Origin of the sequence: Zoogloea sp., from assembly GCF_030157465.1 — a bacterium.
In the GTDB taxonomy this organism is placed as follows: Bacteria; Pseudomonadota; Gammaproteobacteria; order Burkholderiales; family Rhodocyclaceae; genus Zoogloea.
In genome coordinates this window covers 1-19,272 of sequence record NZ_JAOAUU010000054.1, presented here as the reverse complement: position 1 = coordinate 19,272, position 19,272 = coordinate 1, and the positions used below count along the sequence as shown (strand labels likewise).

14 protein-coding genes are annotated in these 19,272 nt (G+C 66.4%); 8 read left to right on the top strand and 6 right to left on the bottom strand.

Annotated features, from left to right (window positions below; all coding sequences use genetic code 11):
• Positions 1 to 19: 19 nt before the first annotated feature.
• The 7 genes from Q1W26_RS05745 (at position 20) to Q1W26_RS05715 (ending at position 10,391) form a co-directional block, all read left to right on the top strand.
• Positions 20 to 1,222, top strand: coding sequence for an MFS transporter (locus Q1W26_RS05745; RefSeq protein ID WP_300437047.1), 1,203 nt, complete (start codon positions 20 to 22; stop codon positions 1,220 to 1,222).
• Positions 1,223 to 1,270: 48 nt separating this feature from the next.
• Positions 1,271 to 3,184: a radical SAM protein gene (locus Q1W26_RS05740; protein ID WP_300437044.1), complete on the top strand. Its 1,914-nt coding sequence runs from the start codon at positions 1,271 to 1,273 to the stop codon at positions 3,182 to 3,184.
• 18 nt (positions 3,185 to 3,202) lie between these two features.
• Positions 3,203 to 3,511 carry a hypothetical protein gene (locus Q1W26_RS05735; protein ID WP_300437041.1) on the top strand — a complete coding sequence of 103 codons (309 nt, stop codon included), beginning with the start codon at positions 3,203 to 3,205 and terminating at the stop codon, positions 3,509 to 3,511.
• A 174-nt stretch (positions 3,512 to 3,685) separates the two neighbouring features.
• A complete protein-coding gene (locus Q1W26_RS05730; RefSeq protein ID WP_300437038.1) occupies positions 3,686 to 7,084 on the top strand; it encodes an ATP-binding protein in 3,399 nt (1,132 codons plus the stop codon).
• Entirely contained in the window at positions 7,059 to 7,997 is a 939-nt protein-coding gene (locus Q1W26_RS05725) for a response regulator transcription factor (protein WP_300437036.1), read from the top strand. Before Q1W26_RS05730 ends, Q1W26_RS05725 begins: the two co-directional genes overlap by 26 nt.
• Before the next feature lie 113 nt (positions 7,998 to 8,110).
• Entirely contained in the window at positions 8,111 to 10,177 is a 2,067-nt protein-coding gene (locus Q1W26_RS05720; protein ID WP_300437034.1) for a carbon starvation CstA family protein, read from the top strand.
• A 10-nt stretch (positions 10,178 to 10,187) separates the two neighbouring features.
• The gene (locus tag Q1W26_RS05715) at positions 10,188 to 10,391 is read left to right on the top strand and encodes a YbdD/YjiX family protein (RefSeq protein WP_300437032.1); all 204 of its coding nucleotides are present in this window, start codon (positions 10,188 to 10,190) and stop codon (positions 10,389 to 10,391) included.
• A gap of 697 nt (positions 10,392 to 11,088) precedes the next feature.
• Here Q1W26_RS05715 and Q1W26_RS05710 read toward each other — a convergent pair.
• From Q1W26_RS05710 to Q1W26_RS05690, 5 genes are all read right to left on the bottom strand, one after another.
• Positions 11,089 to 12,021, bottom strand: a complete 933-nt coding sequence (locus tag Q1W26_RS05710; protein WP_300437030.1) for a DMT family transporter — start codon at positions 12,019 to 12,021, stop codon at positions 11,089 to 11,091.
• Between the two features lie 98 nt (positions 12,022 to 12,119).
• The gene (locus Q1W26_RS05705; protein ID WP_300437028.1) at positions 12,120 to 12,584 is read right to left on the bottom strand and encodes a DUF934 domain-containing protein; all 465 of its coding nucleotides are present in this window, start codon (positions 12,582 to 12,584) and stop codon (positions 12,120 to 12,122) included.
• Positions 12,581 to 14,239 (bottom strand): nitrite/sulfite reductase, encoded by a 1,659-nt coding sequence (locus Q1W26_RS05700; protein ID WP_300437026.1) that lies wholly within the window; start codon positions 14,237 to 14,239, stop codon positions 12,581 to 12,583. The genes Q1W26_RS05705 and Q1W26_RS05700 overlap by 4 nt, the downstream gene beginning before the upstream one ends.
• Positions 14,240 to 14,293: 54 nt before the next feature.
• Positions 14,294 to 15,652 carry a cytochrome c oxidase accessory protein CcoG gene (gene ccoG, locus Q1W26_RS05695; RefSeq protein ID WP_300437024.1) on the bottom strand — a complete coding sequence of 453 codons (1,359 nt, stop codon included), beginning with the start codon at positions 15,650 to 15,652 and terminating at the stop codon, positions 14,294 to 14,296.
• Between the two features lie 176 nt (positions 15,653 to 15,828).
• The gene (locus tag Q1W26_RS05690) at positions 15,829 to 17,250 is read right to left on the bottom strand and encodes a PLP-dependent aminotransferase family protein (RefSeq protein WP_300437022.1); all 1,422 of its coding nucleotides are present in this window, start codon (positions 17,248 to 17,250) and stop codon (positions 15,829 to 15,831) included.
• 101 nt (positions 17,251 to 17,351) lie between these two features.
• Here Q1W26_RS05690 and Q1W26_RS05685 point away from each other — a divergent pair, with 101 nt between their 5' ends.
• The gene (locus Q1W26_RS05685; RefSeq protein ID WP_300437020.1) at positions 17,352 to 18,356 is read left to right on the top strand and encodes an MliC family protein; all 1,005 of its coding nucleotides are present in this window, start codon (positions 17,352 to 17,354) and stop codon (positions 18,354 to 18,356) included.
• Positions 18,357 to 18,384: 28 nt separating this feature from the next.
• Here the strand turns inward: Q1W26_RS05685 and Q1W26_RS05680 are convergent, their stop codons facing one another.
• A complete protein-coding gene (locus Q1W26_RS05680; RefSeq protein WP_300437018.1) occupies positions 18,385 to 18,885 on the bottom strand; it encodes a hypothetical protein in 501 nt (166 codons plus the stop codon).
• Between the last annotated feature and the right edge of the window lie 387 nt (positions 18,886 to 19,272).

Below are 19,272 nucleotides of genomic sequence, written 5' to 3'. Positions count from 1 at the left end.
CGCCGCCGCAGCCCACCCCATGCCCGCCTATCTCCGCGCACTCGACTCCCGCAATTACCGCATCTACTTCGCCGGCCAGATCGTGTCGCTGGCCGGCACCTGGATGCAGCAGATCGCGATGGTGTGGCTGGCCTACCGGCTCACCGGATCGGCCCTGGTGCTGGGCACGGTGGCCTTTGCCAGCCAGATCCCCATCCTCGTCTTCAGCGCCTTCGGCGGCGTGATCACCGACCGCCTCGACCGCCGCCGCCTGCTGCTCGCCACCCAGGCCCTCTCGATGGTGCAGGCGCTGCTGCTGGCCGTACTGGCCTGGCTGGACATGGCCACGCCCGCCCATCTGATCGTGCTGGCCTTCGGCCTCGGCTGCATCAACGCCCTCGACGTGCCCGCCCGCCAGGCCATCGTGGTGCAGCTCATCGACGACAAGGCCGACCTGGCCAACGCCATCGCCCTCAACTCTTTCATGATGCACGCCACCCGCTTCGTCGGGCCGGCGCTGGCCGGCTGGATCGTCGCCACAACCGGCGAGGCGCTGTGCTTTTTGCTCAACGCGGGCTCTTACCTGGCCGTGCTGCTGGCCCTGCTGGCCATCCGCCTGCCCGCCGCCGCGCCGCGCAAACCGTCCAGCCCGCCGCTGCAGGCCCTGCGCGAAGGCCTCAGCTACGCCGCCGCCCACCGCCGCATCCGCGCCTCGCTGCTGCTCATCGCCAGCCTCAGCCTGCTCGCCACGCCCTACACGGTGCTGATGCCGCTGTTCGCCCGCGAAATCCTCGGTGGCGACGCGCGCCTGTTCGGCCTGCTGATGGGCAGTGCCGGCGCCGGGGCGCTGCTCGCCGCCGTGGTGCTGGCCCGGCGCACCGACACCGCCGGCCTGGCCGCGCTGGTCGGCCGCGCCGTGCCGCTGGTGGGCCTGGCCCTGGCCCTGTTCGCCCTTGCCGGCACGCTGTGGCAGGCCGTGCCCATCCTGGTCGGGCTGGGTTTTTGCCTCCTGCTGTGCGTGGCCGGCAGCAACACGCTGATCCAGACCGCCGTCGACAACGATTTCCGTGGCCGCGTCATGGCGCTGTTCACCATGGCCTTTCTCGGCCTTGCGCCCATCGGCAGCTTTGCGGTGGGCAGCCTCGCCCACGCCTTCGGGGTGCGCCCCACGCTCATCGCCTGCGGGCTGCTCACCGCGCTCGCCGGGCTGGTCTACCGGCGCAACCCCGGCGGCCGGCACTGATCCGCTATCATTCCCGCCCCGGCCTACCACCTCAAGCGAAACCCCGCCATGCAGACGAGCCCGCGCCGCGTGCTGTCGATCATCCCGCCGATGACGCAGCTCAACACGCCCTACCCGTCCACCGCCTATCTCACCGGCTTCCTGCACTCGCGGGGGGTGGATGCGGTGCAGGACGACCTGGCCCTCAAGCTGGTGCTCGAACTCTTCACCCCCGCCAGCCTCGCCGCCCTGCGCAACAAACTGCGCGCCCTGCCGGGCAAGAAGCGCCCGCCGGCACTGGCCTCTTTCGATGCGCAGTTTCAGCGCTACACCGCCACCATCGGCCCGGCCATCGCCTTCCTGCAGGGCCGCGACCCGACCATCGCCCACCGCATCGCCAGCCGCGCCTTCCTGCCCGAAGGGCCGCGCTTTGCCTCGCTCGACGTGTACATCGACCCGGACGGCGGCGACCCGCTGGCCTGGGCCTTCGGCGCCCTCGGCGTGCAGGACAAGGCCCGCCACCTGGCCACGCTCTACCTCAACGATCTGGCCGACGTGCTGCGCGAGGCCGCCGATTCGCGCTTCGAATTCGTCCGCTACGCCGAATCCCTGGCCATGGCCCAGCCGACCTTCACTCCGCTGGCCGCCGCCCTCGCCGCGCCGCCCACGCTGGTGGACGAAACCCTGCACCGGCTCACGCTGGAAACCCTCGCGCACCACCAGCCCCAGATCGTGCTGCTGTCGGTGCCCTTTCCCGGCTCGGTGTATGCCGCCTTCCGCATCGCCCAGACCATCAAGGCCCACCACCCGGAGATCGTCACCGTGCTGGGCGGCGGCTTCGTGAATACCGAGCTGCGCGAACTCACCGAACCGCGCGTCTTCGACTACTTCGACTACCTCACCCTCGACGACGGCGAGCGCCCGCTGCTGGCGCTCCTCGAGCACCTCGACGGCAAGCGCGGCCGCTCGCGGCTGGTGCGCACCTACGTGCGCGAGGGCGACGCAACAACCGGCCAAGTCCGCTACATCAACCTCGTCGAACCCGACGTGCCCTTCGCCGAAGTCGGCACGCCCACCTGGGACGGCCTGCCGCTGGATCGCTACCTGTCGATCCTCGACATGCTCAACCCCATGCACCGGCTGTGGTCGGACGGGCGCTGGAACAAACTCACCGTGGCCCACGGCTGCTACTGGAAAAAGTGCAGCTTCTGCGACGTCAGCCTCGACTACATCGGCCGCTACGACGGCGTTGCCGCCACCACGCTGGTAGACCGCATCGCGGCCATCGTCCAGGAAACCGGCCAGACCGGCTTTCACCTGGTGGACGAAGCCGCCCCGCCCAAGGCCCTCAAGGCCATGGCCGAAGAGCTGGCGCGACGCAACCTGTCCATCTCGTGGTGGGGCAACATCCGCTTCGAAAAGTCCTTCAGCCCCGAGCTGTGCCTGCAGCTGGCCGACAGTGGCTGCATCGCCATTTCCGGCGGCCTCGAAGTGGCCTCCGACCGCCTGCTCAAGCTGATGAAAAAGGGCGTCTCGGTGGATCAGGTGGCCCGCGTCACCCGCGGCTTCTCCGACGCCGGCATCCTGGTGCACGCCTACCTGATGTACGGCTTTCCCACGCAAACCGTGCAGGACACCGTCGACGCGCTGGAATACGTGCGCCAGCTGTTCGACGCCGGCTGCATCCAGTCGGGCTTCTTCCACCGCTTCGTGTGCACCGTGCATTCCCCGGTCGGCCAGAACCCCGAGGAATACGGCGTCAAGCTCAAGCCGCTGCCGCCGATCAGCTTCGCCAAGAACGACGTCGGCTTCATCGACCCCACCGGCGTCGATCACGACACCCTCGGCGTGGCGCTCAACAAGGCGCTCTACAACTACATGCACGGCCTCGGCCTCGACGACGACGTACGCAACTGGTTCAGCACCAAGGTGCCCAAGACCCGCGTCCCGCGCAACTTCATCGCCCGCGCGCTGGGCGGCTGATCACCCCGGAACCCCGCCATGAAACTCACCCAGCTCCCCCTCGGCGCCCGCTTCGAATACGACGGCGAAATCTTCACCAAAACCGGCCCGATGACCGCCGCCTCCGAAAAACACGGCCAGCGCATGATCCCCCGCTACGCCGTGCTCAAGCCTGTCGACGGCTTCACCCCGCCCGCCCTGCCCGCAGCCACCCGCACGCTCGACGAGGCCACCGTCCTGGCCGCCTTCGAGCGCTTCTTCGGCACCGCGCTGCGGCTGAGCGACGATTTCTCGAAAGCCGAACTCGAAGCCGCCCGGCAAAAGTTTCTGGCGGCGCTCAAGAACTAGACCTCTGTCGGGTTACGCTGCGCCAACCCAACCTACGCGCTGGTGAATTGCGTAGGTCGGGTTAGCCCACAGGGCGTAGCCCGACAAGAGCTTGCCAAGGTGCAGGATGTCGATGTCGGGTTACGCTGCGCTAACCCGACCTCCGAAACTGCGCCAGGCAGAGACATCGCGACCATGACTTCCGACCCCAGGCCCCCAGCACAAAAAGTCATCAAGATCCGCCGCGACTACAACATCTGGGTCGCCAACGAGACGATGGAAGACTACGCGCTGCGCTTTACCCCGCGCAGCTTTCGCAAGTGGTCCGAAATGCGCGTGGCCAACACGGCTTTCGGCGCGGCCTCGTTTCTGGTGCTGGAGGCCGTGGGCGCCACCATGCTGGTGGACGCCGGCTTCATCAACACCTTCTGGGCGATTCTCGCCACCGGGCTGATCATTTTCCTGCTCGGCCTGCCCATCAGCTACACCGCCGCCAAACACGGGCTGGACATGGACCTGCTGACCCGGGGCGCCGGCTTCGGCTACATCGGCTCGACGATCACGTCCCTGATCTACGCCTCCTTCACCTTCATATTCTTTGCGCTGGAAGCGGCCATCATGGCCTACGCGCTGGAGCTGGCCTTCGGCATTCCGCCCGCGTGGGGCTACCTGATCTGCGCGCTGGTGGTCATTCCGCTGGTCAGCCACGGCGTCACCGCCATCAGCAAACTGCAGGCCTGGACCCAGCCGCTGTGGCTCTTTCTGCTGGTGCTGCCCTACGCCTTCGTGCTGGCGGAAGAGCCCGGCGCGCTGGCCGGGCTGTGGCGCTACCCCGGCGCCCGGGGCGACGGTGCCCACTTCGACCCGCACCTGTTCGGCGCCGCGCTGACCGTGGGCATCGCGATGATCACGCAGATCGGCGAACAGGTGGATTACCTGCGCTTCATGCCCGAAAAAACGCCCGCCAACGCCCGCCGCTGGTGGCTGGGCGTGGTCATCGGCGGCCCCGGCTGGGTGCTGCCGGGCATCCTCAAGATGCTGGGCGGCGCGCTGCTGGCTTACCTCGCGCTGCGCAACCAGGTGCCGGTCGACAAGGCCATCGACCCGAACCAGATGTACCTGATCGGCTTCTCCCACGTCTTCGACAACACCCTGCTTGCGATTGCCGTCACGGCGCTCTTCGTCGTCGTCTCGCAGCTCAAGATCAACGTCACCAACGCCTACGCCGGCTCGCTGGCGTGGTCCAACTTTTTTGCCCGGCTCACCCACAGCCACCCCGGGCGCGTGGTGTGGGTGGTGTTCAATACGCTGATCGCGCTGCTGCTGATGGAGCTGGACGTTTTCCGGGCGCTCGGCCAGGTGCTCGGGCTGTATTCCAACATCGCCATTTCGTGGATGGCGGCGGTGGTGGCCGACCTGGTCATCAACAAGCCGCTGGGCCTGTCGCCACCGGGCATGGAGTTCAAGCGCGGCCACCTCTACGACATCAACCCGGTGGGCGTCGGGGCCATGCTGGTGGCCTCACTGCTGTCGATTGCCAGCTTTGTCGGCCTGTTTGGCGAGGGCGTGCAGCCTTATGCCTCGTTTGTCGCGCTGGGCGCGGCCTTCGTGGTGTCGCCGCTGCTGGCCTGGATCACCGGCGGCCGCTACTACCTGGCGCGCCAGCCCGAAGCCGTGGTGGGCAAAACCTGCGCCGTGTGCGAGCGCGACTACGAAGCCGAAGACATGGCCCACTGCCCCGCCTACCAGGGCCCGATCTGCTCGCTGTGCTGCTCGCTGGACGCCCGCTGCCACGACCTGTGCAAACCCGAGGCCAGCCTCACCGCCCAGTGGAACACCCTGTTGCGCCGCCTGTTGCCGGCGTCAGCGGTGCCCTACCTCGAAACCGGCCTGGGCCATTACCTGCTGCTCATGAGCGGCATCGTGCCCGTGCTGGCGCTGGTGCTGGGCGTGCTCTACACCCACGAAAACCTGACCCTCGGCAGCGGCCACGCCGAGGTCCACGCCGCGCTGCAGGACAGTTTCATCAAAAGCTTTGCCGCCCTGCTGATGCTCTCGGGCGTTGGCGCCTGGTGGATGGTGCTGACCCAGGAAAGCCGCCGCGTGGCGCAGGAAGAATCGAACCGGCAAACCCAGCTCCTGATGCAGGAAATCGAATCCCACCAGCGCACCGACGAAGCCCTGCAAAAGGCCCGCCACGTGGCCGAGCAGGCCAACCAGGCCAAAAGCCGCTACATCACCGCCATCAGCCACGAACTGCGCACCCCGCTCAACAGCATCCTCGGCTACGCGCAGATCCTGGATGCGGACGAGAACATTCCGCCCGCCCGCAGGCAAGCCGTGAGCGTCATCCGCAAGTCGGGCGACCACCTGCTGTCGGTGATCGAGGGCACGCTGGACATCGCGCGCATCGAAGGCGGCAAACTGACACTCGACGTGCGGGCGCTGGATTTTCCGGATTTCCTGCAGCAGATCGTCGGCATGTTCGAGCTGCAGGCCCGCAACAAGGGCTTGAGTTTCGAGTACCAGCCGGCCGGCGAGATTCCGCCCGTGGTGCGCGTGGACGAAAAGCGCCTGCGCCAGATCCTCATCAACGTGCTGGGCAACGCCGTCAAATTCACCGTGCGCGGCGGCGTCACCTTCAAGGTGGAATGCCGGCGCGAAATGGCCGTGTTCGACATTCGTGACAGCGGCCCCGGCATTCCGGCCGCCGACCTGGAACGCATCTTCGAGCCCTTCGAGCGCGGCAGCACCGCGCAGGCCGGCGGCAGCGGCGTCGGGCTCACCATCGCGCGCATGCTCACCGACCTGATGGGCGGCCAGATGCAGGTTTCCAGCACACCGGGCGAAGGCACGCTGTTCCGCATCCGCCTGTTTCTGCCGCAGGTGCATTCGGCCCAGGCCGCCCGCGAACTGCCGCGCAGCAACCGCATCGGCTACGTGGGCGTGCGCCGGCGCATCCTGGTGGTCGACAACGAAAAGGTGGATCGCGACATGCTGCAAAGCATGCTCGAACCCCTGGGTTTTGTGCTTGAACAGGCCGCCAGCGGCGAAGAGGCGCTCAAGGTGATCCCGCTCTTTGCGCCCCATCTCGTGTTCATGGACCTCGGCATGCCGGGCATCGACGGCTGGGAAACCCTGCGCCGCATCCGCCAGCAACAGCTCACCGACGCCCACCTCGCGGTGCTGTCCGCCAACGCCTTCGACAAGGGGCTGGACAACGACGCCGGCATTGCGCCGGACGATTTCATCGTCAAGCCCCTGCGCCTGCACCACCTGCTCGACTGGCTGGGCCGCAAGCTGCAGCTCGAATGGGTGAGCGCCGACAGCCCGCCGCCGTCGGCCGCCCCCGCCCCGCAGGCACCGCCGCCGATCCATGCGCCGGCCGAGGCCCACCTCGCCGCGCTGGATGAACTCATCGGCCTGGGCTACCTGCGCGGCATTCTCAACAAACTGGGCGAAATCGAACGCCTCGACACCGCGCACGCCGAATTCGTGCGCGTCCTGCGCGATCTGGCACGCCAGTTCCAGTTCGACGCGATGAAGGAAATCCTCCGGAAAGTACGCGATGCCAGCCCCGATACTCTCGAATGAACGCCTGATTTCGGACATCGTCCTGATCGTCGACGACATCCCGGAAAACCTCGCGCTGCTCCACGACGCCCTCGACGAGGCCGGCCACACCGTGCTGGTTGCCACCAACGGCGAATCGGCGCTGCAACGGGCCCGCCAGAGCCTGCCCGACGTCATCCTGCTCGACGCGCTGATGCCCGGCATGGACGGCTTCGAGGTGGCCCGCCGGCTCAAGGCCGACTTTGCGACCCAGCACATCCCCATCGTCTTCATGACCGGGCTGACCGAAACCGAGCACGTGGTGGCCGCCTTTGCCGCCGGCGGCGCCGATTACGTCACCAAGCCGATCCGCCCGCCGGAAGTGCTCGCCCGCATCGCCGCCCACGTGCAGAACGCCCGTCAGATGCGCCAGGCCCGTAGCGCCCTCGACGCCTTCGGCCAGGCCACCGTGGCCGTGCGCGCCGCCGACGGCAAGCTGGTGTGGCAAACGCCCCTCGCCCGCCGGCTGATGAACGACTACTTCGCCAACCCGGAACACATCGCCCCGGAAGAACTGATTGCCTGGATCGCCGCCGCCCACGCCGCCCGCCACGACGGCCGCGAACCGCAATCCCTGCTCATCGCCGACGGCGCCCGCCGCCTGCTCGCCTCCTTCCACGACCAGACCGGCGACGACGAATGGCTGGTCGTGCTGCGCGAGGAAAACGATGCCTCCGCGGTCGAATCCCTCATCGCCGCCTTCCGCCTCACCCAGCGCGAGGCCGAAGTCCTCTACTGGGTCGTGCAGGGCAAAACCAGCAAGGACATCGGCGACATCCTCGGCAGCAGCCCGCGCACGGTGAACAAGCACCTGGAGCACGTTTTCGAGAAGCTCGGCGTGGAAACCCGCACCGCCGCGGCCAACCTGGCAATGGGAAAGATGCGCGGCGGGTGACCGCCGGGGCCGCCCGCAACCGGTGATGTGTGCCGCGCTTTCCTAGGTGATAACCCGTAGGGACAACTTTTACGCCAGGCGTAAACTTCGGCTTTCACCTCAGGAAGATCAAAATGCAAAACATTCAACGCCACGCAGCCTGGGCGTTAGTGGCCATTCTTGGCGCATGCGCTCTCGGCGTCGTCGGGCTCAATCGCGGTGAAACCATCAATGCACTGTGGCTGGTCATTGCGGCCGTGTGCACCTACTTGATCGCTTACCGCTACTACAGCCTGTTCATCGCCGACCGGGTCATGGAACTCGACCCCACCCGGATGACCCCGGCGATCCGCCATAACGACGGCCTGGATTACGTTCCCACCAACAAGTACGTCCTGTTTGGCCACCACTTTGCCGCCATTGCCGGCGCGGGGCCGCTGGTAGGGCCCGTGCTGGCCGCCCAGATGGGCTACCTGCCCGGAATGCTGTGGATTCTGGCCGGCGTGGTCTTTGCCGGCGCGGTCCAGGATTTCATCGTGCTGTTCATTTCCACGCGGCGGGACGGCCGCTCGCTGGGCGATCTGGTCAAATCGGAACTGGGCGCGGTGCCCGGCGTCATCGCCCTGTTCGGCACCTTCATGATCATGGTGATCATCCTCGCGGTGCTCTCGCTGATTGTGGTCAAGGCGCTGACCGGCTCGCCGTGGGGCACGTTTACCGTCATGGCGACCATCCCGATTGCGCTGCTGATGGGCGTCTATAGCCGCTACCTGCGCCCGGGCCGGATCGGGGAAATGTCGGTGATCGGCTTCATCCTGCTGATGGCCTCCATCGTTTACGGCGGAGACATCGCCGCCAGTCCGGTGTGGGGCCCGTTCTTCACCTTCGACGGCAAGCAACTGACCTGGATGCTGGTCGGCTACGGTTTTGTCGCTTCGGTGTTGCCGGTGTGGCTGCTGCTGGCCCCGCGCGACTACCTGTCCACCTTCCTGAAGATCGGCACCATCCTCGGCCTGGCTGTCGGCATTGCGATTGTCGCCCCCGACCTGCAAATGCCGGCCCTCACCCGCTTCATCGACGGCAGCGGCCCCGTCTGGTCGGGCAGCCTGTTCCCCTTCCTGTTCATCACGATCGCCTGTGGCGCGGTGTCAGGCTTTCACGCCCTGATCTCCTCCGGCACCACGCCCAAAATGCTGGACAACGAAAAGAACGCCCGCCTGATCGGTTACGGCGGCATGCTCATGGAATCGTTTGTGGCGATGATGGCCCTGGTGGCGGCATCGGTCATCGATCCCGGCGTCTATTTCGCCATGAACAGTCCGGCGGCAATCATCGGCACCACCCCCGAGCAGGTGGCCCAGGTGATTTCCGGATGGGGCTTCGCGGTCACCCCGGAAATGCTGACCCAGACGGCCAAGGATGTCGGCGAGAACACGATCATCTCGCGTGCCGGCGGCGCGCCGACCCTGGCGGTCGGCATGGCGCACATCCTCTCCGGCTTCATAGGCGGCAAGACGATGATGGCCTTCTGGTACCACTTCGCCATTCTGTTCGAAGCCCTGTTCATCCTCACCGCCGTCGATGCGGGAACGCGCGCCGGGCGCTTCATGCTGCAAGACCTGATGGGCACCTTTGTGCCGTCCATGCGCCGGATGGATTCCATCGTGGCCAGCCTGGTCGCCACGGCCCTGTGCGTCGCCGCCTGGGGCTACTTCCTGTATCAGGGCGTCGTCGATCCGCTGGGTGGCATCAACACCCTGTGGCCGCTGTTCGGCATTGCCAACCAGATGCTGGCAGGCGTTGCCCTGATGCTGGCCACCGTGGTGCTGTTCAAGATGAAGCGGCAACGCTTTGCCTGGGTCACGATGGTGCCCACCGCATGGCTGCTGCTGTGCACGCTGACCGCGGGCTGGCAGAAGGTGTTTCACGACAACCCGAAAATCGGCTTCCTGGCCGCGGCCAACAAATATCAGGCCGCGCTGGATAAAGGCGAGTTGCTGGCGCCCGCCAAAAACATCGATCAGATGCACCAGATCATCCTGAACAACCAGATCGACGCCGGCATGGCGGCGCTCTTCCTGTTCCTGGTGGTCAGCATCCTGGCCTTTACCATTCCGGCCTGCCGCAAGGCCCTTGGCCAGAAGCAGCGCACCGACCAGGAAACGCCTTACCAGCCGATTCCGGCGAACTTCCACGTATAAGGGGCACCGCATGTTCTCGGACCTCGCCCGCATGGGCAAGTATCTTGGCCAGGCCGCCCGCCTGATGGTGGGCGTGCCGGACTACGACACGTATGTCCAGCACATGCGCCTGACGCACCCGGAACTGCCGGTCATGGATTACCCAACCTTCTTCCGGGAGCGCCAGGAAGCCCGCTACGGCGGCGGGGACGGGCGCCCCGGGCGGTGCTGCTGAACGCCGCGGCCTGAATCCATCAAACCGGCCGGCGAGACTTCCTGTCTCGCCGGCCGGTTTTTTGGCTCTGTCATTTAAGCCCTTGCTGGACGGCTTTCCCGTGTTTAGCGTCACATTGGCCGGGCCTCGCCCCGGCGGGCGACCTTCTTCTTTGTTGTACGACAAAGAAGAAGGCAAGAAAACGTACCCCGCTGCCGCGCCCCCTTCGGGGGTTCCCTCCTTCCGGCGATGCCGGGCGGGGTCTTCGCAAACTCGCCCTTCGGGCTCAGACATGCGAAGCCCTTTTTCCGCCCGTCATCACCTCCAGTCGGCACGTCAGAGGGGACCGGAAATGCAGGTGATCAACGGTCAGTAGCCCTATCAGCTTCCGGAGAGGCTCGGTGCTCCTCTGACAGCCCGTCTGAAACTTTGATCCGCGGAGCAACGGGCGGGGGAGTCATTCGCCCAAGCGAATGACCGGTGAAGCCGGGTCGCCTTCTTTGCCTCCTTTCTTGGCGAAGCAAGAAAGGAGGTCGCCCGCCGGGGGCGGAGGCGGGGTTTCGCGGAGCATCGCTCCGCGCCGCCGTAGCCGGCCGGGTGTGCAAACCCGGTCGTGGGAAACCCCGGCCAATGTGACGCCAAACACCGGAAAGCCTGACCTGTCGCGGGGAAAACGCTTTCCACACTCAACGCGAACATAGCCATTTTTGAAACGAGGCTACACACCCCGCGGGCGTTTGAGCAGCTTCATCACCCCGCCGGGCGGCATGGCGCCAAGAATCGCGCCCACCGACACCACCACAATCCCCACCACGACATAAACCGTCAGCGCCTCGTCAAGGATGAAAAACGCACCAATGGCCGAAACGCCCGGCACGAGCGCCAGCATCATCGATGCCTCGCACGAGCCGATCTTTTGATTGGCATAGCTGTACATGCCCCCCGCCAGCAGGGCCGCGACGACTCCCTGATAAACGGCCTGCAAGGCGATCTCGGCGGGTGAACTGGCGGAAATCGCCTGGGGCAGCCACAGCAGATAAACCGGCATGTAGATCAGCATTGAAAACGTCGCCACGCCGCTGATCGCCAGCTGCGGCCGCACCGCCCAGCGCCGCATCAGCAAGCCGAACACGGCCCAGGTCAGGGCGGCGAGCAGAAAAAGGATGTCGCCGATCCAGCGTGATCCCGCGTCAGGCTCAATCAGGCTTTCGTAGCCGATCAAAACCAGCCCCGCACTCGACAGCAACAGGGCCATGACAATGTGGCGTGCCAGCCTGAAGCCGGACATCAGCGCCACGATCACGATCGTCCAGAACGGAATGCCGCCGTTCACGAACACCCCGGCGTGGGCCGTCGGCGCAAAGGCAAAACCGGAATACACCAGCAGCCCGTAGCCCAGCCCGCCAAACAGGGCCAGCACCAGATAACGGGGCCAGTCCCGCGGCGCCACCCGGGCCATGAAATACGGCAGCGCAATCACCCCCGACACGCCGTAGCGCAGCGCGGCGATGTCAAAGGGCGTCATCACGCCCTTGCTCCCCAGGCGCGAAACGATATTGAAACCGGACCAGCACAGCACCACGACCAAGGCCGCCAGCACGCCCCGGGTGTGATCGGAAATACCGGCGCCGCTACGCACAGACATGTTCATCGGGACACCTCCAGGGTTGAGGGCAAGCGCCCGGCGCGACACGGACAGATGCGGACCCTGCAGCTTATCGACAAAGTCGGGCGAAAGCTCCGTCCGGGTCAGCGCCCGCCGAGCGGCGCCCACGAATAATCCTGAAAGGCCGCCAGCGCCTCCTCGGGGCTTTGATCGGCGCGCAACTGGAAGGCATCGAAGCCGCAGCGCTGCAGGAAATACAGCTGGTCGCGCAGCACGTCGCCCACCGCCCGCAATTCACCCGTGTAGCCATGGCGGCTGCGCAGCAGGCGGGCCAGGGAATAGCCCCGCCCGTCGGTGAACACCGGAAAGCGGATGGCGATCAGCGGAATGTCGGCCAGCCACGGCAGCACGGCTTCCGGCTCGTCATCCGGGCCCAGCCACACGCCGGCACAGGCGGGGTCGAGACTTGCCCGGTGAGTCAGCCACGCGGCCAGCGGCAGCACAAAACGCCCGCCGGCCTCCAGACGCGCGGCAAGCTGCGCTTCGCCTGCGTCGATCCACTGCCAGCCATCGTCGGCGATCTGACCGTTACGGATCAGGGTATTCATGCCGCACCTCCGTACACCCGCGCCTTGAAGGGCTCGAGGCCGATCCGCTCGACCGCGTCGATGAAAATCTCGCCCTCATGACGGGCCTCCAGATACACCTCCAGCAGGCGCTCGATCACGCCGGGAATCTGCCCGGCGGCAAAGGACGGGCCGATCACCTTGCCCAGCGCGGCAGCGGCGCCTTCGCGGCCGCCGATGGTCACCTGATACCACTCCTCGTTGTTCTTATCGACACCCAGGATGCCGATGTGGCCGATGTGGTGGTGGCCGCAGGCATTCACGCAGCCCGACATGTTGAGTTCCAGCGGGCCCAGGTCGAACTGGTAATCCAGATTGTCGAAGCGCTGCTGGATGGCCGCCGCCACCGGGATGGAGCGGGCATTGGCCAGGGAGCAGAAATCGCCGCCGGGGCAGCACACCAGATCGGTCAGCAGGCCGATGTTGGGCGTGGCGAGGCCGAGGGCGCGCGCCCCCTCCCACAGGGCCGGCAAATCCTTGCGGGCCACGTGGGGCAACACCAGGTTCTGCTCGTGGCTGACCCGGATTTCACCAGCGCTGAAGCGCTCGGCCAGATCGGCGACGCCGTCCATCTGCTCGGCGGTGGCATCCCCCGGCGGCGCGCCGGTCTTCTTGAGGGACAGGGTGACGATGGCGTAGCCGTCTTGCCGGTGGGGTGCCACATTGCGTTCGACCCACCGGGCAAAGGCGCGCGTGTCCTGCAGCGCCTGCCGGTAGCCTGGATCGTCGGCCGCGGCGGGGGCGTAATCCGCGCGGGTAAAAAAGGCCTCCATGTCCCGAAAGCTCTGTTCGGTGAGGGTGGCGGGGCCGCCCCGGCTCCACGCCCATTCGTCCTCCACCTCCTTCGCAAAGCCTTCGAGGGTCAGGTCTTTCACCAGGATCTTGATGCGCGCCTTGTACTTGTTGTCGCGCCGGCCATAGCGGTTGTAGACCCGCAGGATGGCCTCGAAATAGTTAAGCAGTTCCTCGCGGGGCAGAAAGTCCTTGATCGTCTTGCCGACCATCGGCGTCCGCCCCAGCCCGCCACCGACGAAAACTTCGAAGCCGATGCGGCCATCCAGCGCCACCCGCGCGCTGGCGCCGATGTCGTGAAAGCGCACCGCGGCCCGGTCTTCGGCGCCACCCGAAATGGCGATCTTGAACTTGCGCGGCAGGAACAGGAATTCCGGCGCCAGCGTGGACCACTGGCGGACGATCTCGCAGTAAGGGCGCGGGTCGAACAGCTCGTCGGCGGCCACCCCGGCAAACTGGTCGGTGGTGATGTTGCGGATGCAGTTGCCGGAGGTCTGGATGGCGTGCATCTGCACCGTGGCCAGTTCGGCCAGGATGTCCGGCGCCTCTTCGAGCCGCACCCAGTTGTACTGGATGTTGCTGCGGGTGGTGAAGTGTCCGTAGCCCCGGTCGTAGCGGCGGGCGATGTCGGCGAGCTTTCTCAGCTGATGGCTGGCCAGGGTGCCGTAGGGAATCGCCACCCGCAGCATGGGCGCGTGACGCTGCACGTAGAGGCCGTTCTGCAGGCGCAGCGGGCGGAAGTCGTCCTCGGACAGGCGCCCGTCGAGAAAGCGCGTCATCTGGTCGCGGAACTGCACGACCCGGTCGTTCACCAGGCGCTGGTCGGTTTGGTTGTAGAGGTACATGGCTGAATGGCCTTGGCGATAAGGTGGGGGCGACTCCAGCCGCCCGGGGAATGTTCAGGGCAGCACGAAGGTGCTTTTTTCGGTCACCCGGCTTGCCGGATCACCGGCCGCCTGGACGCTGAAGGCGATGGGGCTGGCGCCGGACTTGGCGGCATCGGGCGGGGCCACGACGGTCACGCGCACTTCCCGGATGCTCCCGGCGTCGCCGGCAAAGCGCTGCGCACCGAGCAGCTCGATGCCGGGCAGGCCGCTCACTGCCACCTCGAAGTCACGGGCGCCCTCGGCCATGTTGATCAGCTTGAGGGTGTAGGCGTTCTCGATGCGGCCATCCGCCGTTTCGCGGGACAAACTGCCCCGGTCGCGCAGCACATCCACCCGCAGCAGCGAACGCTGGGTCACCGTCCACGCGCCAAGGGCGACGAACACGCCGATCAGCCCGGCATACACCGCCAGGCGTGGCCGAGCGCTGGGCCGGGGCGCGCCGGCAAGCTCCTGCTCGGAGGCAAAGCGGATCAGGCCGACCGGCTTGGCGATGCGGGTCATCACCTCGTCGCAGGCATCCACGCACAGGCCGCAGTTGATGCACGGGTACTGGAGGCCGTCACGGATATCGATGCCGACGGGGCACACCTGCACACAGATGCCGCAGTCGATGCAGTCACCCCCGCCCTTGCCCTTGCGCGGCTCGCCGCGGGCCACGTCATAGCTGACGGTGCGCGTGGTGGAGTCGAACATCACGCCCTGGAAGCGCGAGTAAGGGCACATGTGCTGGCACACCGCTTCACGGGCAAAGCCGGCCTGCACATAGGTGAACACGGCGTAGAAGATCAGCCAGAAAGCCTCCCACGGCCCGAGATTCCAGCTCGCCACGGCGGGCAGCAGTTCGCGGATCGGCGTGAAGTAGCCAACGAAGCTGATCGCCGTCCAGGCCGCGATCAGGCCCCACAGGGCGTACTTGGTGCTGCGCAGGGCCAGCTTGCGCGGGGTCGGCGGGCTTTGGTCGAGCTTGAGGCGGGCCAGGTGATCGCCTTCCACCCTGGTTTCGACCCACATGAAGATCGAGGTGTAGACCGTCTGGGGGCAGGCAAAACCGCAGAACAGCCGCCCGGCCATCGCGGTCACGAGAAACAGGCCGGTCGCTGCGAGAATCAGCGCAATCGCGCCCAGCAAGGCATCCTGCGGCCACAGCACCAGGCCGAACAGGTAAAACTTTTCGTGCGGAATATCGAAGAGGATGGCCTGGCGGCCGCCCCACTGGAGCCAGCAGGCCCCGTAAAAAACGATCTGGGTGAGCCACACCATGGCCCAGCGGATCGTGTTGAACCGGCCGCGAACCTCGCGGGCGTGGATCTTCCCTTTCTTGCGATACAGCTCGAGTTTCGCTTCGCGGACTTTACTGACAGGCTTGTTCATTCGGGCATTCCTCCTGGATCAGGAGTAAATCACCCGCCGCCGAATGGAAACAGATTCAGCGCAACGAATTTATAACAGGCACAGATTTCGTAGGGGCGACTTCAGTCGCCCTCAGCCGGCAAAATCAGGCTCCAGGCTCAGCCTCCGCGGGCGACTGAAGTCGCCCCAACAGAAAATCATCCGCCCGATTGCGAGCTGCTGGCCAGTCTGCCCAGCGTGGCGACCGCCGCGCGGAGGCGCGCGTCGACCGGGTGGCCGAAGTTGAGGCGGATGCAGTGGCCGAACTCCCGCTTGGCCGAAAAGATGGGGCCCGGGGCGATGCTGATGCCCTGCTCCAGCGCCTGCCGGTGCAACAGCAGGGCGTCCACCGTGCGGGGCAACTCCAGCCACAGGAAATAGCCTCCCTGGGGCCGGGCCAGCCGGGTGCCTTCAGGAAAATGAGCCTCCACCGCTTCGACCAGCATGGCCTCCTGGGCAGCGAGGCTGCGGCGCAGGTGGCGCAGATGGTTTTCGTAGCCGCCCTGCTTGAGGTAATCGGCCATCGCAATCTGCACCGGAACCGTGGTGGCCAGGCTGGTGGACAGCTTCTGGCGCTGGATCAGCGTGGCGTAGCGCCCGGCCGCAATCCAGCCGATCCGGTAGCCCGGCGCCAGGCATTTGGAGAAGGACGACACGTGCATGACCCGCCCGTTCGGGTCCACCGCCTTGCTGCACAGGGGCGCGTGGGGGCCAAAGTGCAGCTCGGCGTACACGTCGTCCTCGATCAGCGGCACATCGTGGCGGTCGAGCAGTTCGACCAGCGCCTTCCTCCGCTCGTCCGGCACCAGGCTGCCGGTCGGGTTGGCAAAGTTGAGCATGAAGAGGCAGGCCTTGATCGGGTGATGGCGCAGCGCGTCTTCCAGCGCGGTCAGGCTGATGCCCTCCCGCGGGTGGGTCGGAATCTCGATCACCTTGAGGCCCAGCCGCTCGCTGGCCTGCAGCCCGGCGTAAAAGGTGGGCGACTCGATGGCGATCAGATCGCCCGGCCGGGTTACCGCCTGCAGGCACAGGTTGATCCCCTCCATCGCCCCCGAGGTGATGACGATCTCCGCCGGCGACACGCTGGCGCCGTGGGCCAGGTAGCGCAGGGACAGCTGGCGGCGCAGCTCGTCGTTGCCCGGCGGCAGATCGGTGATGGTGGACTGCGGGTCCAGGTGGCGCGCCGCCGCGGCGAGAAAGCGCCCGAGCTTGTCGAGGGGAAAAAGGTAGGGACTGGGAAAGCTCGAGCCCAGCGGAACAACGGCCGGATCCTTGACGCTGTCGAGGATCTCGAAGATGAAGTCGCTCACCGCCAGCTGCGTCGAATGCCCCACCGGGCGGGTCATTTCCGGCTCGGGCAGACTTTGGCCAAGCCGCGCCCGCACAAAATAGCCCGACTTGGGGCGGGCCTCGATCAGCCCCCGGCTTTCGAGCAGGTGATAGGCCTGGGTCACCGTCACCGGCGCAATCCCGTGGGTGCGGCAGGTCTGGCGGACGGAGGGCAGGCGGTCGCCGGGGCGCAGCACCCCCTCGGCGATCAGCGCCGCGGTTTTTTCGGCAAGGTCGTGGTAAAGCGTCATGGATCAATGGTAGCAGCGCGCTTCGGCGGAACCGTGCCGCATGTGCCGATCGGTCGGGCATACTCGGGCCGGCTTTCAACCCACTCCTTCCCGAGGTTTTCATGAGCACCCACTGGATCCCCACACTGGCCGTGGCCATGAGCTGCACATTTACGGCAGCGGCCGCACTGGCAGGCGCGCACGACATCAACTGCAAAAAAGCCGTCGCCGGCAGTACGGAAGCCCTGGTGTGCCAGGACCCCGGCCTGTCCGCGCTGGACCGCGTGATCGGACGTGTTTTTGCGGCGGCGAGCCGCAAGGCGGTCAATGAGCATCCACCGGTGCTCAAGGCGGAGCAGCGGGGCTGGATCAAGGGGCGCAACGACTGCTGGAAAAGCGACGACAGGCGCAGCTGCGTGGAGCAAGCCTACCGCCTGCGCATCGCCGAGCTGCAGGCACGCTACCGGCTCGTGCCGGCGGTGGCCGAGGCCCGCTACGTGTGTGACGACAGCCCCGGCAGCGAGCTGCTGGTCACGTTTTTCCAGACCGATCCCGCCAGCCTGATCGCCGAACGCGGCGACAGCAATTCGTTGATGTATCAGCAGATCAGCGCCAGCGGCACGCGCTACCAGGGGCGCAACGAAAGCTTCTGGGAGCACCAGGGCGAAGCGCGGGTCACCTGGGGCTTCGAGGCGCCGGAAATGCACTGCACAAAAGCCGCCGCCACCAGCACGCCGGCAAACCTGCAGGGCACCGCGTGGCAACTGCGCGCAATCCAGTCCATGGACGATGTCCAGGGCACCACCCGGATCAGCGAGCCGCAGCGCTACACGATCCGCTTCAACGCCGGCGGCCGGCTGGCCCTGCGGCTGGACTGCAACCGGGGCATGGGCACCTGGCAGGCCACGCCGGCGGCCGATCGATCGGGGGCGCTGGAACTCGGCGCGGTGGCCGGCACCCGCGCCCTGTGCGGCCCGGCGTCGCTGGACCAGAAGCTGGTGCGTGACCTTCCCCATGTCCGCTCGTATGTGCTCAAGGACGGCCGGCTGTTCATGTCCCTGATGGCCGACGGCGGAATCTACGAGTGGGAAGAGATTCGGGAAAGCATTCGCGACGACATGCGCTGAGCCGCCCGACGACGCGGCCCCGAAACGCTTAGTCCGGGGCCTCGTCCACCTCCAGCGCGCCGTCCGGATCGAGCCTGATCTTGCCTTCGGCCACATCCCGGAATTCCACCGCGCCCGCATCGACGCCCAGGTCGCGGCTCAGCACCTCGGTGAAGCGCGCCACGTTGCGGGTGATCATGTTGGGAAACATCAGGCGGTCCTGCTCCTGCCAGCTTTGCTCCTTGAACGACGGATCGGCCTTGCTCATGCCGCTCGCCAGCTCCTGCTGGGATTCCATCGTCGGCGTCCAGCAGGTTCCTGCGCCGGCGGCGATGACGCGGGCGATCTGCCGGTCGGCCGGCACCCGTTCTTTCAGCGCAAATAAAATCTGCGGCTGCACGCGCTTGAAGATGGCGTCGTGAGCCGCGATCTTGCTGCCGTCATCCAGAATGCAGCTGATCGTCATGCAGCTGTTGACGGCGCCAAAATCGATACCGTCGGCTGCGCTTGCCACGGCCACACGGCCTTCCGTACACGGAATCATTGTCATTGCATCGACCTCCCCTGAACCCGTCCGCCCAACGGGGCGGACGGCGCTACCTGTCATTTTTATAGGCCATGTTCGCGTTAAGTGTGGAAAGCGTTTTCCCCTCGATAGGTCAGTTTTCCAGGTCTCGCGGGCCTGCTGGCGCGAACCTGAGACCTTCCTGGGCGGCTTTCCCGTGTTTGGCGTCACATCGGCCGGGTCTCGCCCCGGCGGGCGACCTCCTTTCTTGCTTCGCCAAGAAAGAAGGCAAAGAAGGCGACCCGGCTTCACCGGTCGGCCTTCGGCCGACTCCCCTGCGCTGCTCACAACGGGCGGCCGGCGCAGAACTCGCCCTGCGGGCTCAAACAGCTGCGCCGGACTTCCCCGCCCGTTGCTGCGCTGCTCGGCGGT